Here is a 15,246-nt window from a genome sequence, read left to right on the forward strand (position 1 = left end):
ATTTCAATTTTTTGACAAAAATACTAAAATATTGTCCAAACTTCTTCATACTGTAACTTGAGTTACATAAAATAACTTATTGATTCCTTACTTTTATAAAAATTTAGTGCCGATGAAATATCTCATTCTTTTATTAGTCGTATCAATCTTATCCTGCAAGTCTGATAAACAACCAAAAACAGACTACAAAGCCTTAAATTCAAAAAGTACAATGAGTGAAAGTCAAGCTTCTAAAGCTTATGAACTTATGAAAACACAATGCTATACCTGTCATAATCCTGAAACAGAGCAAGATAACCTTATAGCACCACCTATGATAGCTGTTAAAATGCATTATCTGCGTGATGATACAACTGAGGATGAATTTACGCAATCAATTTTGAATTTTGTGAATAAGCCAACTAAAGAAAAATCAAAAATGAAAGGTGCAGTTAAACGTTTTGGTGTAATGCCTTATCAAAAATTTAATGAAGCTGATATTAAGGCTATTGCTTCCTATATGTTTAATTATAAGCTCGATAAACCCGAATGGTTTGATGAGCATCTTAAAGAAGGAAGAATGTCGCCTTTTAAGCAAAAAGGGAAACAACTTCAAATGCAAAAAAGAAAAGGACCAAAACAAAAAGGCATGAATATAGCAATGGCTACAAAAAAAGAATTGGGCAAAAACTTAATGAAAGCCCTAAATGAAAAAGGAGCAACCAATGCTGTAGAATTTTGCAATTTAAAAGCCATACCTATCACCTCAGAAAAAGAAGAACAATTTAATGCTAAAATTAAACGTGCCTCTGACCGACCTCGGAATCCTAATAACTTGGCTACAACAAGAGAAGAAATCTATATAAACACTTTTAAAGAAATGATAGCTAAAGGTGAAAGCCCTGAACCTATCATAGAAAAAAACAATGGCAAATTTGATTTTTATTATCCTATTGTTACCAACAGTATGTGCCTAAAATGTCATGGAGAGGTTGGTAAAACCATAAAATCTGAAACCTACAAAACCATTAAACTTAAATATCCAGAAGATAAAGCGATTGGTTATGATGTTAACCAAGTTAGAGGGATTTGGCATATTGAGTTTTAAAAAGATAAATCATAAACTCGGGTTGACGCTTTTAATTTTATATTTGCAAAAATTTTAAGCGTTCATGGATTATCTACTGCTGTTTTTAGGCGTAAGTTTATTGGTCATAGGTGGTGAATTTCTCGTTAGATCTGCGGTTTCTATTTCCTTAAAACTCAACATTTCAAAAATGATTGTCGGCTTAACCGTGGTATCTTTTGCTACTTCAGTGCCAGAATTATTTGTAAGTGTGTTTGCGACTTTAGAAGGCAAACCAGATTTTGCCTTAGGCAATGTGGTGGGTTCAAATATTGCCAATATTGGCTTAGTTCTTGGCGTTACAGCAATCATTCATAAACTTTCAACGGACAAAGATTTTAATCGGTTTTACTGGCCAATTATGATGTTGTTTTCCATTTTTTTATACTACTTTCTATCTACAGAACAAATTTTAAGTGCTTTCGAAGGTTTGATATTACTGATCGGTATCGTCATTTATTTATTGTTTCTAATCATCAGGACACGCACCAAAAAAAACATTGTAATAGAAGATGTTGACGAAAAACTTAAATTAGTTAGTTATTTTAAGGTTATTATTTGGTTGTTGTTAGGTATTATAGGTTTATATTACGGTTCAGAATGGCTTGTGAGCGGTGCAACAGGTATTGCCTTAGACCTTGGTGTTAGTGACCGCGTCATATCCATAACTATGGTAGCTTTCGGCACTAGTGTTCCAGAATTGACCGCATCTATCATGGCGACTATCAAAAAAGAAAAAGATTTGTCACTCGGCAATCTCATCGGGTCAAATATTTTTAATATTGGCAGTGTTTTAGGCATCACGGCACTCATTCATCCATTACAACTCGAATCCACGGAAATGCTAAACTCAGACCTGATTTGGATGATAGCTTTCGCCTTTGTTTTAATGCCTTTAGCCTTGCTCATTCCTCAGCGCTTTTACATCAACCGTCTTAAAGGGATTATCCTTCTAATTGGCTATATGGTATTTATTTTTATGACGTTTTTTAGATAATATCAAATCTCTGTTTTGGGGCTTCCCACGCTTGCAGCGTGGTCGGGCTTTCGGCAGTCGCTTTGCCACGCTTTTTGGCGTGGCAAGAGCTCCAACAATGCCTCAATCCCTAAGCCGAGGAAGACCTCAAAATACACAAGTGGTTTCGCTAAGGCACTTTTAAAAACTTGGTAAAGTAAAAATCTATTTTGTCTTTAGCGAACCTTGCGGTAAGAAATCTCTGGAGGTTTCAAAAAATGTAAGTGAGTGATTTCTCTACCACTAAAAAAAAAAATTGTAAAGGAATTAGTTCTTGCGTAAAACCTTTAAAAACTCATCTCGATCTATCAACTCTGCACCAAGTCGCTCTAAATGTGGCGTGTATATTTGACAATCCACGAGTTTTAGCCCTAAAGTTTTGTAATGTTCCACCATTTTTATAAAAGCAAATTTTGAAGCATTGCTTTGATGAGCAAACATACTTTCGCCACAAAACACACCACAAGATTTTAAATAAACGCCGTATAAACCACCAACCAATTCATCGTCTTGCCAAGTTTCAACAGAATGGGCAAAGCCTTTTTTGTGTAAGTTGGTATAAGCCTTAATCATTTCATCACTGAGCCACGTGCCGTCTTGACCTTCGCGGGGCGTTGTTGCACAAGCGGCAATTACTTTCTCAAAAGCTTGATTAAAAGTTACTTTAAACTTATTTTGATTTAAAAGCGGTCGCATAGATTTTGAGATGTGAAGTTTTTCAGGAAACAACACCATGCGTTGGTCAGGCGACCACCATAAAATGGGTTCATTTTCATTATACCAAGGAAATATCCCATTGCGATAAGCCAACATCAACCGCTCGGCAGACAAGTCGCCGCCAACAGCCAAAACGCCAGATTCGTCAGCGTTTTGAGGATGTGGAAACCACAATTCTGAAGTGAGAAATACCATAAATCTAATAGATAAATACTAAACCAAAGATAAAAATCAAGTCGCCAATTAAAAACATCCACAAGGTAAAAGGCAAAATTTGATAGGCTTTTAGTTTAGTAATAGCCAACAAAGGTAAAGCCCAAAAAGGTTGTAGCATATTGGTGATTTGATCGCCGTAAGCCATTGCCATAATCATTTTAGGCAAAGGTACATTGAGTTGACTAGATGATTCTATAATAATCGATCCTTGAATCGCCCACTGACCGCCACCACTTGGCACAAAAATATTGAGTAATCCTGCACTCATAAATGTAAAAACAGGCAAAGTTTCTGTTGATGAAATACTCACAAAAAATTCGGCAATATTAATCGCCAAACCGCTGTCTTTCATCATGCCCATAATACCAAAATACAAAGGAAATTGTATTAAAATACCACTCACATCGCCTATTGAAATTTTAAGCGCTTTTAAAAACTGATGAAAATTACCGTGCAAAATAAACGCCAAGCCCAACATCAAAAAATTGAGCATATTTGGTGTTAGTCTCAAGTTTAAAAGCATATCTTTATACTGAACTACAAAGGCTAAAAGCATCAGAATTCCAAAAACTATGGCTTACCAACGGCTTTTTTCAAACTTGATGATATCGTCTTGATCGGGTTTTGATTTAGTTTTAGATGAAGAATAATTAAAGCTTATAATGGATTTAGATCTTTTATTTAAAACCAAAAACAACACCGGCATAAGCACAAGCAATAATCCAAAAATGAAAAGATTTTCAACACTTAAAATGGTATCGCTAGTGGCTATAAAGTCAGGCACTACCAATTGACTTAAACTCGCCAAATGTCCGCTTTCTGCAACTTTTAAAGGTGCTGAACCGCTTAAACCACCGTGCCAAACCATAAGACCGATATAGCCCGCAAGACCGAGTAAAGGATAATTGAGTTTAAAGCCTTTTTTTGCAGAAGATTCACCGATTTTACGAACCAAAATCGCTCCAAAAATCAAGCCTAAACCCCAATTTAAAAACGCCATAAACATGGTAGAAACCGTAACAACAACTAAAGCTTTGACCGTTGAATTTATTGGTGCGGTAAGGACATCGAGTAACTTTTGCATAGGTTGACTAAGCACTAAAATATGTCCCAAAACCAAAATCAACATCATTTGATAGGCAAACACCAACATACTTTGGTTCCAAATGCCGTTTTCCCAATAACTCAATACTTGTATAAAATTTTGAGAAGCGCTACCCGAAGTCATACTCAAACTTGCCCACACCATGACCACAAAGGTCAATATCACAGCAATACTAAACGGCGACGGGAAAAAGCGTTTAAAATAATCTTCTATCGTTTTTGAGTTTTTCAATAAGGCAAAACTTTTTGCGTTATACAAAAACCTAAAAGTAAAAAAGTTCATCGAAAAAATGATACTTTTGCACAGAATTAGTGGGTTTTGATGAAATATCTTTTCTTTTTTATTGGTTTTATATGTATTACAAGCACAATGGCTCAAGTCAGAGAGCTGAGACGAGCCGATTCAGGAAATCGTAATATGAACAGAAATGTTGAAGATGCTCAATCTGTCAAAGAAACCAAAGAGCGTCCGCCAATAGATCAATACAAAATTATCACTTCAAAAAATGATACCATTATAGCGGATACGAGTTTAACTATTCAAAAGGTATACAAATACAATTATTTACGCAAAGATGATTTTGAACTTTTGCCGTTTCACAATATTGGGCAAACCTACAATAGCTTAGGCTATTCGTTTGATAAAGTTCATCTCAGACCGCAATTTGGTGCTCAAGCGCGTCGATTTTATTATTTGGAAGCTGAAGATATCAATTACTTTTACGTGCCAACGCCTTATACTGACTTGTATTTTAAAACCACTTTTGAACAAGGTCAAAATTTGGACGCGTCTTTTACCAGTAATTTTACCAAGCGATTTAACTTTTATATCGCCTATAAAGGTTTAAGGTCTTTAGGAAAATATCGACATTCAGCAACTTCCAATGGGCATTTCAGAATTGGTGTGGCTTATAGCACAAAAAACGACCGTTATTATTTAAAAACCCATTTTACATCTCAAGATTTTACAGTTGAAGAAAACGGTGGTCTCACATCTACAGCAAGACAGCAATTTGTTAATGGTGATTCTGAATTTGATAATCGACCATCTTTAGACGTGCAATTTCAAGATGCTGAAAATAAGTTTGTTGGCCGACGGTTTTACGTCGATCACTTTTATAAACTCAGAAAAGGGAATGATTCAACACAAAATGGTCAAATCAAATTGAAACATCAGCTTTTTTTTAAGGATAAAACCTTTAGATATACCCAAACCCAAGCTTCAGATTTATTTGGATCAGCTTTAGAAACTCAAAACTTAAATACAGAAGTACAGTTTCAAGATGTTACTAATACTTTAGGCTTGAGTTATCAAATTAATCCATTAGGTGTTTTTGGGTTTAATGTTTCGCACAGCAATTACAATTATGGCTATCAATCTGTGTTTGTAGGCGATCAAGGCGTTGTTCCAAACCGTCTAAAAGGTGATATTTTAGTCGCTGGCGGATCTTATTCTGGTGAAATAGGAGCATTTAAACTTCAAGGCGATGTCCAATATAATTTCTCTGGCGATTTTGACGGTAACTATATCAAAACCCAAGCTGATTATCAATTTTCAAAAGATTTGAAAGCTACGGCACGTTTGAATATCAACTCACATGCACCAAACTACAATAAACTTTTGCATCAAAGCGATTATAAAAATTACAATTGGTTTAATGATTTTGACAATGTCAAAACCCAATATTTACAGGCGGAAATAAATTCAGAAAAATTTGGTAAACTCGATGCGTCTATCACACAAATTCAAGATTATGCTTATTTTGGTTTTATAGATAATCCCGATACAAATGCCGTCGCCGATTCTTTGGTCAGACCATTTCAATCTGACACAGATGTGAGATATTTGAAATTAAAATTCGAAAAAACCTTGAGATATGGCAAGTTTTCTTTGGCAAATACTATAATGTATCAAAATGTTTTGGATGGAGAAGATGTCTTTAGAGTACCTGATTTTGTAACGCGCCAGTCTTTATTTTACACCGATCGTTGGTTTAAAAAAGCTTTGTTTTTGCAAACGGGATTCAATTTTAAATACTTCACAGGATACAACGCCAATGCTTACGATCCAGTTCTATCTGAATTTGTAGTACAAAACTTTGAAGAATTAGATGATTTTTTTACCGTCGATTTTTTCTTTAATATGAAAGTCAGACAAGCACGAATTTATTTGAAATATGAAAATTTAACAACTCTTTTTGAAACCAACACTAGTTTTTCTGCACCTTATTATCCGTATCGCGATGCTGTTATTCGCTTTGGATTGGTTTGGAATTTCTTTTTGTAAACATTCATTTTTATTTAATGATTGTTCACCCGTCTTGTTTTAACTTTGAATAAAATTATAATGTGAAATGAAATTAAATCAATTTTATTTAAAATCATTTATTAATTTGAAGAAAGATATTTGCGAATCCTTGAAATGATGAAGTTTGATTTGATACATTATATCATTACAATTGTTTGAATATAGTGCGAATCCGAGCAATTGTTTAAACATCGAGCGGAGGCGAGATGTGAGTCGTTCTCGATTTCTCTCGAACTTAAAACAAAGGATATTTTAAAAAGTTTTAAAAAAATGGCTTATCAAACTTGCAGGTTATCGAAATAATGATTTTTTAGAGCAGTTAAATTTAAAGAGATATAATTTTAGAAGTTTCATTTTCACTAAACAAAATTTGAATATATGAAAGGTGTTTTGATGGTAAATCTAGGCTCGCCAAAATCAACAGATCCTAAAGATGTAAAACGATATTTGGGTGAATTTTTAATGGACGAACGCGTGATAGATTTGCCTTACGTTTTAAGGGCAATTTTAGTCAATGGCATTATTCTCAATACACGGCCAAAGCAATCGGCCAAATCCTATGAAAAAATATGGTGGGACGAAGGTTCACCGTTGATTGTGCTTTCTGAAAGACTTCAAGAAAAAATTGATGCTTTCACACAAGTTCCTATAGCTCTGGCAATGCGCTATGGCGAACCATCCATTCATCAAGGGTTTCAAGAATTGCATGATAAAGGCGTAGATGAAGTTTTGCTTTTGCCACTTTATCCGCAATTTGCAATGGCAACGACTGAAACCATTTTGGTTTTAGCCGAAAAACTGAGAGACGAGTATTTTTCAGAGATGAACTTGACTACGATTCCACCATTTTACAATCATCCAGATTACATCAATGTCTTGTCAGCAAGCATATATCAGAAAATTAAAGATTTGGACTATCATCATTTATTATTCAGTTATCACGGCGTGCCAGAGCGACATATCAGAAAAAGCGATATCACCAAGTCGCATTGCAAAATCGATGATAGCTGTTGCCAAACACCATCAAAAGCACATCAGTTTTGCTATCGTCATCAATGTTATGAAACCACACGACTTGTAGCTCAAACTTTAAAACTAAAAGAAAATACTTATAGCACGTCGTTTCAATCTCGATTAGGCTTTGATCCTTGGCTAAAACCATATACGGATAGAACTATTGAGAGATTAGCTCTTGAAGGCTCTGAAAACATAGCAATTGTTACGCCAGCGTTTGTTTCTGATTGCTTAGAAACCTTAGAAGAAATTGCCATGCAAGGCAAAGAACTATTTTATGAAAATGGAGGTAAAAACTTTACATTTATACCGTGTTTAAACGACAGACAAGATTGGGTTAAAACCCTAAGCCGTTGGATTGACGAATGGGCTACACAAAAACAACCAAACCCAAAAACAGTATGAAGAGCCTAAACTCTAAAGAATTAGGCGAGAAACCCATCAGTAAACTATTGATAAAACAATCCGTGCCAGCTTCTATTGGTGTTTTGGTGATGTCTATCAATATTTTAGTCGATACCATTTTGGTTGGAAATTGGATAGGCTCGGTTGCCATAGCGACTATCAATGTTGTTTTACCGATTTCTTTTTTTATTGCAAAGACTTGGAACGGCAATTGGGGTTGGCGGATCTTCTATCATCTCAAGGGCTTTTGGTGCAGATAACAAAAACAAAGCTTTAGTCACTTTTGGCAATCAAATTACGGTTACTTTTATTTTAACGGTAGCAATGGTTGTTGTTGGTTTAACTTTTGCTGATGAATTGATTCCAGCTTTTGGCGGTAAAGGAGATATCTTTGCTCCGGCCAAAATTTACTATAAAATTCTGCTTTACGGAATGCCGTTGTTGGCTTTTTGTATGTTAGGAAATACGGTCATGCGTGCAGAAGGTAAACCTAAGTTTTCAATGATAGCTATGATTATTCCTTCGGTAGGCAATATAGTATTAGATTTTATTTTAATCAAAGGTTTTGATATGGGTATGTATGGTGCGGCTTGGGCAAGCACTATTTCTTATGTATTGTGTTTAGGTTTTATCATTTGGTTTTTCTTGTCAAAGCATTCAGAGCTAAAAATCAGCTTTTCGCATTTTGGGGTTAAAGCAGACATTTTAAGAGAAATCAGTGAATTAGGGGTTGTAACTTTAGCAAGACAGGCTGTGGTCAGCATCACATATTTATTATTGAATAATATTTTATTTAAACTCGGTGGTGAGGCTGGAGTGACAACTTATGCCATTATCGCCCGAATGTTGATGTTTGCTTTATTCCCGATTTTGGGTATTACACAAGGTTTTCTGCCAATTGCAGGATACAATTACGGTGCTGAACTCAAGTCACGTGTATGAGAAAGCATCAACAAAGCCATTCTTTATGCTACAGGGCTTGGCTTGTTGGTATTTGTCAGTATTATGATTTTTGCCGAACCCATCGTTAAAGCCTTTACAGGTGATGCTGAAATTATAGCTCAAGCACCATCGGCAATGCGTTGGGTGTTTGCGGCTATTCCTATTGTGTCTGTCCAGCTCATTGGGTCGGCATATTTTCAAGCTATAGGAAAAGCAAGACCAGCATTTTTATTAACCCTGACACGACAGGGCTTTTTCTTTATTCCGCTCATACTCATTCTGCCATCACTTTACAATGAATTTGGGGTGTGGATTTCGTTTGCACTTGCGGATGTATTATCGACTATAGTCACGGGATATTTTTTACATCGTGAAGTAAGGCGGACTTTATTTTAAAATAAAAGATAACAATATTCAATTTTGATAAATTTTAATTAAATTCGTAATAAACAATTTTTTTATGAAAACCTTTCTTTTAAGCACTTTAGTTATCATTTTCATATCTTTTACATCATGTTCAAGCGATGATGATGCACCAAGTGGTCCAATAGTTCCAAGTGCGGTTTATGCTACTTGGAATATGAGTTTTTTTCAAGAGGATGGGAATTTAGTCACTGAGGTACCTTGTGATTTAGATATTGAATACACCTTTAATAGCAATGGAACTTATTCTAAAACCCTTTTTACGGATTCTAACAATGGTGAAAACTGTGAAATTTCTGTAAGTTTTAATGGCAACTGCGAAGCCATTGAAGACAATGTCATTGAGTTGACGCCATCTTCACAAAGCTTTGAGCAGGAAGTTCTAAATTTAAGATTGATAAACAATAACAATCAACTTGAAATTGAACGTTCTGCAACGCTCTTAGAAGTTTACGATAAGAATTAAACCAAAAATTCAGTTTCTTTAAAAACCTGTTTTACTTCATCTAAAGTTTCATAAATTTGATTGAGGCTTTCAGAGGTTACAAGTGTTTTGCGATAAGGCTTAAAATTTGGAATACCTCTAAAATAATTGGTGTAATGTCGTCTTGTTTCAAGAATTCCTAATTTTTCGCCTTTCCAGTCAACAGACATTTGTAAGTGTCTTTTGGCGACATCAACACGCTCAGCAATTGTAGGCGATGGTAGGTGTTCTCCCGTTTTAAAGTAATGTTTTACTTCATTAAAAAACCAAGGATAACCAATACTTGCTCGACCAATCATAGCACCGTCTAAGCCAAATTTATCTCGCATCTCTACAGCACGTTCAGGTGTATTAACATCACCGTTGCCAAAAACTGGAATATGCATCCTTGGATTGTTTTTGACTTCTGCAATGGGACGCCAATCGGCATTGCCTTTATACATTTGAGCTCGAGTTCTGCCGTGAATAGATATGGCTTGGCAACCTACATCTTGCAATCGTTCGGCAACTTCAACTATTTTGATAGAATCGTGATCCCAGCCCAAGCGTGTTTTAACAGTTATGGGGATTTTGGTATGCATGACCATGGCTTTGGTGAGCGAAACCATCAAGTCTATATCTTTGAGAATGCCAGCACCAGCACCTTTGGAAACGACTTTTTTTACTGGACAACCAAAATTGATGTCAATAATATCAGGTTGTGTTTTCTCAACGATTTCAACCGATTTGAGCATAGCCTCTAAATTTGCTCCAAATATTTGAATACCAACTGGTCTCTCTTTTTCGTAAATATCAAGTTTTATAACACTTTTGGTGGCATCTCTGATTAAACCTTCAGAAGAAATAAACTCTGTATAAACCACATCAGCCCCATTTTCTTTGCACAAGGCTCGAAATGGTGGATCACTCACGTCTTCCATAGGAGCGAGAAGCAAAGGAAAATCCTCTAATTCTATGTTGCCGATTTTTACCATATTTATACAATTCATTGCAAAAGTCTTTTAATTTATCGACTTAAACAAATCTTACCGTAGATTAGCCTACAATAATTAAGCTTTATCCAGCATAAATGATTCTGATTGTGAGAAAGTTATCAATACGAAAACGTTTTAGTAAAATATTTAACTTAGAATGTGCTGTCTATATATAGTTATTTGTTTACTTTTATTTTTAACTCTAAATTAATTTATTATGAAAATAAAATTACAAGGTTTTGGTGTTTATCTGAAAACGATTTTGTTGCATATGAAAGTTTTTTTATGTTTAATGTTTGTTACAGTATTTTATACCAATACTGTTTTAGCCCAAACAACCTATAATGGAAATGGGAATTCTGGTTTTGGTGATGTTGTTGGGAGTAGCACCTTAGAATTTAGTGATGATGGTACAACTATAACTGGAGTATTTACCAAGGGTTCAGGTGATTTTAATGATGCTATGGTAGTTTATATTTCTACTGGTGCCGCTGGTCGTTCTGTTATAGATGGCACTGTAAACGATCAAGGCGATAATTTGAGAAGAGCAATTTCATCTGCTGGAACTGATGCTTCGGACATAACATTTCCTCCTGGTTTTCAAGCCACACACGCCATAGCTATTGATGTCACATTTGGCGGTTTATGGTCTATACCTTCATCAGGTAGTGTTGGTGATAACGGTTTAGTTTATATAAAAACTGTGGGTAATCCCGCAAATACCACTTCTGCAAGTTTTACATTTAGTTTTGATTGGAGTGATATTGGTTTAACTGGAAGTGACAAATTTGAATTTGTCATCACTTACTTAAATCCTAGCAATGGATTTTTGTCTGATGAAGGTTATGGTGACGGTTTGCCAACAGGTAATCCGGGATCTGCAAACGTTACATTTACAGGTTTTAGAAATTACCCCAATTATTATGTTTATAACGGTACAAGCTGGACACCGTCAAATCCTGATGGAGTTACTCAAACTGCAAGAGATGCGTCTGTAGAATCAGGTAATGCAACCTTGTCTAATAATACATCTCTTAGAGATTTTACTATTGAAACAGGAGCTGAATTAAATATTGGTTCATCTGCTGTTTTAAATTTGTCTGGCAACATTTTAAACGATGGACGCTTTATTTTTAAAAGTGATGCTTCAGGTAGTGCCCAGCTTGGTCAATTTAACGGCACGATGTCAGGTTCTGGAAACTATACTACAGAGCGTTTTATCCCAGCTGGCAATAACAATCGAAGAGTTTTTAGATTTCTTGCTTCACCTGTAAACACAGCAAATTCTATTAGAATGAATTGGCAAGAAGGGGCTTTAAGTAATACTGATAATCCTGACCCAGGATTTGGGACTCATATCACAGGTTCAACTGTTGATGGGCAAAATGGATTTGATGGTACCATATCTGGTAATCCATCTTTGTTAGTTTTTGATAATGCGACTCAAACTTGGAGTTCGATTGATAATACAGATGTTAACTCTCTTCAAGTCGGAAATGGGTATAATTTATTTGTGCGAGGTGATAGAAGTGTAGATTTGACCAGTGCATCACAAACACCGACTAACACCACTTTAAGAGCAACGGGTAGTTTAGTTATAGGAAATGTAGATTTGTCTGCAGATTTAGCTTCTGGTGATAGTGAGTGGAGTTTACTGGGAAATCCATATCAAGCTATTGTAGATTTTAACGCTATAACGTTTACTGGTGATATTAACACCAATAATCTTTACATTTGGAATCCAAATGCTTCAACTGAAGGTGCTTATGAAATTATAGACAATACCGTGCCTGCACAACAAATGATTCAGCCTGGTCAAAGTTTCTTTGTGCAAAATTCAGCTACGGTGACAACAGCACCTGGAATTGTATATACCGAAGTGGCTAAAAACCCTTCAGGTATGGTTACTAATGTTTTTGACAACAGCCAAATTGCAATAGCAGATTTAGAACTTTTCAACTCTAATAATATCAAATTAGATGTGCTGAAGTTCAGATTTGAATCGGGAGCCAACAATGGAATTGATGATTTTGACGGTGGAAAATTGAGCAACCCAACTGAAAATTTAGCCTCAGAAAATTCTAATACAATTTTAGGTATTGAGCGCCGTGACATTCCACAAGACAATGAAATTATACCATTATTCGTAAATCAATACCAATTTACACAATATGAATTGAGATTGAGTCTTTCAAATTGGGATGATAATATTGATGTGTACATAGTCGATAGCTATCTTGATACAGAAACTCTTATTGATGCTAATCAAGCTTATAGCTTTAGCGTGGATAGTAGTATTCCTGAAAGTGTAGCTTCAGACCGTTTTAGCTTGAAGTTTGACAATACTACTTTAAGTGTTAATGATAACACTTTTGCTGAAGGATTTAGCCTATATCCTAACCCATCAAAAGACGGTATGTTTAGTATCAAAACTCAAGGCTTAAATTCTGATAATGTTCAGGTTAAAGTTTATAACTTATCAGGTCAAGAAGTATTAAATCAAGGGTTTAAAACACAGCCCAACGGTGAAGTTAATATAAATGCGAGTATCTTATCAACAGGTGTATATTTGGTTGAGTTGATACAAGCAAACCAAAGTTTTAAAAGCAAAATAATCATTCAATAAATAAGACAAGATGATGAAAAATTTAGTATTAAAAACAAGTTTAGTTTTAGTGGTAATATTGATTTCAAGTTCAGCATTGTATGCACAACTGCCACCAGGATTTGGCGACACTAATGTAGATGATACAACAGCTCCAGCTCCTATATCTGGATTGGTCGCTTTGGGTGTGATTGCAGGTGCAACAATTGGTATTAGAAAACTTAAAAAGTAAATAATACCGACGTATATTTTAAATATTGCACTAGCACTCCTTAAAATATTATTGGTATTATACTTTCATCTTTTTATCAGCGATATTATACTTTCAATTGATATGCTTTTTATAAAAGCTAAATAAGTTTTCTGGCGTTGCTCCTAACCATTTTTTAAAATATATTGTCCAAAATAAAAGTTGAAGTTTCAAAATTCCTTTATCTCTAAATCTTCTAGCAGAAGAAATCAAAGGCTTTTGGATGACATAAAACTTTGTTTTGCGATAGATTTTAGCTAAAATATCGTGGTCTTCAAATATTTGGTAACGCTCATCAAATCCTTTAATTTCAGAAAATAAAGACGTTTTTATAAACAAACTTTGGTCGCCTCCGCGGCAAGCTCTATACTTGAATTTTGTTAGCCAACTGATAAATTTTATCCAAGGGTGTTTATGGTCAAAATTCATCCTGAAACATCCAGCTAAATACCCTTTACGAATTGCTTTAACAATATGGTAATCATAGTTTTTTGGAGGTAAACAATCGGCGTGCAAAAAATATAACACCTCACCATTTGCATGTTTAGCACCTTTATTCATTTGCTGAGGACGACTTTTTTCAGATATAATACAGGTTACATTTTCAAACTGCGAAACTATGTTTTGGGTTTCATCAAGACTTTGCCCATCTACAACTATAATTTCATCGATAAATGAATGTTTACTTTGTCTATTCTTTAATTCACAAAGTGTTCTATGTATTTCTTGAGCTTCATTATAAGTAGGTATGATGATGCTTATTTTCAATTGTTAAGCCTTATCTTGTGAGTTGAGTTTCCAATTATAATCTAGATATTCGATATCAGCACTACTTTTGATAGTAATGTTAGAATATTTGTTGATAAAATCAATCACAGTTTGGTTCTCTTTTTCAAAATCGTTTTCATACCATTTAAATATTTTAGAGAGTTTTATTTTATCAGGAGATAGAGCGTTGCGATGTGAATTGATAAATGATTTTGCAACTTGGTCGAGATGTTGGTCGATGTTTTTTGGTTGGTATGCTTTGTTATCTAATTTAGGACACGAATAAGAAGCACAGTTGACAGCAAAATGCACACGAGGGTCACCCATTGGAAGAAGCATGCCTTTTTCAATATCATCTAAAGAAATCATTTCTCCATTGAAATTAATAAAATCTTTTTTAAACACATTATCAAAAAAAACACCGATGTCTTTTATGCTTTTTATTGGATAATGTTCTACCACCAATTGAATTGTGAAAGCATTATATGCATTGATTAGATATGCTTTTTTTTGATTTTTTGTCCAGTTTTTTTGAGGTGTGTTTTCTTCCAAATACTTTGTGAATTCTAAAAGTTTTTGCTTATCTTCTTTAAAACCTTTGTAATCTACAAAGCCTTCATCACTAACATGTTTATGCAAAAGATCATCCCAAGTTGAGTAATCAACTTGATAGGGTTTAGTAGTGACAGCGTTTTTAAAAGAAAAATTCTGATAGTCATTTTGTGCGATGACATTGCATATTAAACCAATACAAAAAATAGAGCTAAAAGTATAAAGCGATAGTTTCATATAATACGATTTCTTAAATAACAAAATTAAATGAATATTTAAATTCACCAACTAAGTCAATTAAGATACAAAAGCCTTACAAAGTTTATAAAGACTTAACAAAATTTATATAGCTGATAAAATTTTT

Annotated in this window: 13 protein-coding genes and 1 pseudogene; 8 read left to right on the forward strand and 6 right to left on the reverse strand. The window is 34.6% G+C overall.

Annotated features, from left to right (window positions below; genetic code table 11):
- Window positions 1–112 precede the first annotated feature (112 nt).
- A complete protein-coding gene (locus tag IGB25_RS13910; protein WP_211065512.1) occupies window positions 113–1,087 on the forward strand; it encodes a DUF3365 domain-containing protein in 975 nt (324 codons plus the stop codon).
- A 64-nt stretch (window positions 1,088–1,151) separates the two neighbouring features.
- Entirely contained in the window at window positions 1,152–2,102 is a 951-nt protein-coding gene (locus tag IGB25_RS13915; protein ID WP_211065513.1) for a calcium/sodium antiporter, read from the forward strand.
- A 285-nt stretch (window positions 2,103–2,387) separates the two neighbouring features.
- Here the strand turns inward: IGB25_RS13915 and aat are convergent, their stop codons facing one another.
- The 3 genes from aat to IGB25_RS15080 are packed head-to-tail and all read right to left on the reverse strand — an operon-like array spanning window position 2,388 to window position 4,389.
- Entirely contained in the window at window positions 2,388–3,032 is a 645-nt protein-coding gene (aat, locus tag IGB25_RS13920; protein ID WP_211065514.1) for a leucyl/phenylalanyl-tRNA--protein transferase, read from the reverse strand.
- Between the two features lie 4 nt (window positions 3,033–3,036).
- A complete protein-coding gene (locus IGB25_RS15075; RefSeq protein WP_247653534.1) occupies window positions 3,037–3,609 on the reverse strand; it encodes a TIGR00366 family protein in 573 nt (190 codons plus the stop codon).
- A gap of 21 nt (window positions 3,610–3,630) precedes the next feature.
- Window positions 3,631–4,389, reverse strand: coding sequence for a TIGR00366 family protein (locus IGB25_RS15080; protein ID WP_247653535.1), 759 nt, complete (start codon window positions 4,387–4,389; stop codon window positions 3,631–3,633).
- Window positions 4,390–4,479: 90 nt separating this feature from the next.
- On the opposite strand from IGB25_RS15080, the gene IGB25_RS13930 reads away from it, so the two are divergent.
- From IGB25_RS13930 to IGB25_RS13945, 4 genes and pseudogenes are all read left to right on the forward strand, one after another.
- A complete protein-coding gene (locus tag IGB25_RS13930) occupies window positions 4,480–6,444 on the forward strand; it encodes a putative porin (protein ID WP_211065515.1) in 1,965 nt (654 codons plus the stop codon).
- Window positions 6,445–6,843: 399 nt separating this feature from the next.
- Window positions 6,844–7,884: a ferrochelatase gene (hemH, locus tag IGB25_RS13935; protein WP_211065516.1), complete on the forward strand. Its 1,041-nt coding sequence runs from the start codon at window positions 6,844–6,846 to the stop codon at window positions 7,882–7,884.
- Window positions 7,881–9,222, forward strand: a pseudogene (locus IGB25_RS13940) (MATE family efflux transporter). The gene hemH and the pseudogene IGB25_RS13940 overlap by 4 nt, the downstream one beginning before the upstream one ends.
- A 64-nt stretch (window positions 9,223–9,286) precedes the next feature.
- On the forward strand, window positions 9,287–9,715 hold the full coding sequence (locus tag IGB25_RS13945; protein ID WP_211065517.1) for a lipocalin family protein: 429 nt from the start codon (window positions 9,287–9,289) through the stop codon (window positions 9,713–9,715).
- Here the strand turns inward: IGB25_RS13945 and dusB are convergent.
- The gene (dusB, locus tag IGB25_RS13950) at window positions 9,712–10,707 is read right to left on the reverse strand and encodes a tRNA dihydrouridine synthase DusB (RefSeq protein WP_211066936.1); all 996 of its coding nucleotides are present in this window, start codon (window positions 10,705–10,707) and stop codon (window positions 9,712–9,714) included. The two genes, IGB25_RS13945 and dusB, sit on opposite strands and share 4 nt — an antisense overlap.
- Window positions 10,708–10,924: 217 nt before the next feature.
- Between dusB and IGB25_RS13955 the strand changes: the two genes are divergently transcribed.
- The gene (locus tag IGB25_RS13955; protein ID WP_211065518.1) at window positions 10,925–13,333 is read left to right on the forward strand and encodes a T9SS type A sorting domain-containing protein; all 2,409 of its coding nucleotides are present in this window, start codon (window positions 10,925–10,927) and stop codon (window positions 13,331–13,333) included.
- A gap of 13 nt (window positions 13,334–13,346) precedes the next feature.
- Complete coding sequence (locus tag IGB25_RS13960; RefSeq protein ID WP_247653536.1) at window positions 13,347–13,544, forward strand: hypothetical protein; 198 nt, start codon at window positions 13,347–13,349, stop codon at window positions 13,542–13,544.
- 93 nt (window positions 13,545–13,637) lie between these two features.
- On the opposite strand, the gene IGB25_RS13965 is transcribed toward IGB25_RS13960, so the two are convergent.
- Together IGB25_RS13965 and IGB25_RS13970 are read right to left on the reverse strand one after the other, a co-directional pair.
- On the reverse strand, window positions 13,638–14,330 hold the full coding sequence (locus tag IGB25_RS13965) for a TIGR04283 family arsenosugar biosynthesis glycosyltransferase (RefSeq protein ID WP_211065520.1): 693 nt from the start codon (window positions 14,328–14,330) through the stop codon (window positions 13,638–13,640).
- 3 nt (window positions 14,331–14,333) lie between these two features.
- Window positions 14,334–15,119 carry a DUF547 domain-containing protein gene (locus tag IGB25_RS13970; protein ID WP_211065521.1) on the reverse strand — a complete coding sequence of 262 codons (786 nt, stop codon included), beginning with the start codon at window positions 15,117–15,119 and terminating at the stop codon, window positions 14,334–14,336.
- Between the last annotated feature and the right edge of the window lie 127 nt (window positions 15,120–15,246).

The sequence above is a fragment of the Flavobacterium sp. CS20 genome (genome assembly GCF_018080005.1).
Classification (GTDB): domain Bacteria; phylum Bacteroidota; class Bacteroidia; order Flavobacteriales; family Flavobacteriaceae; genus Psychroflexus.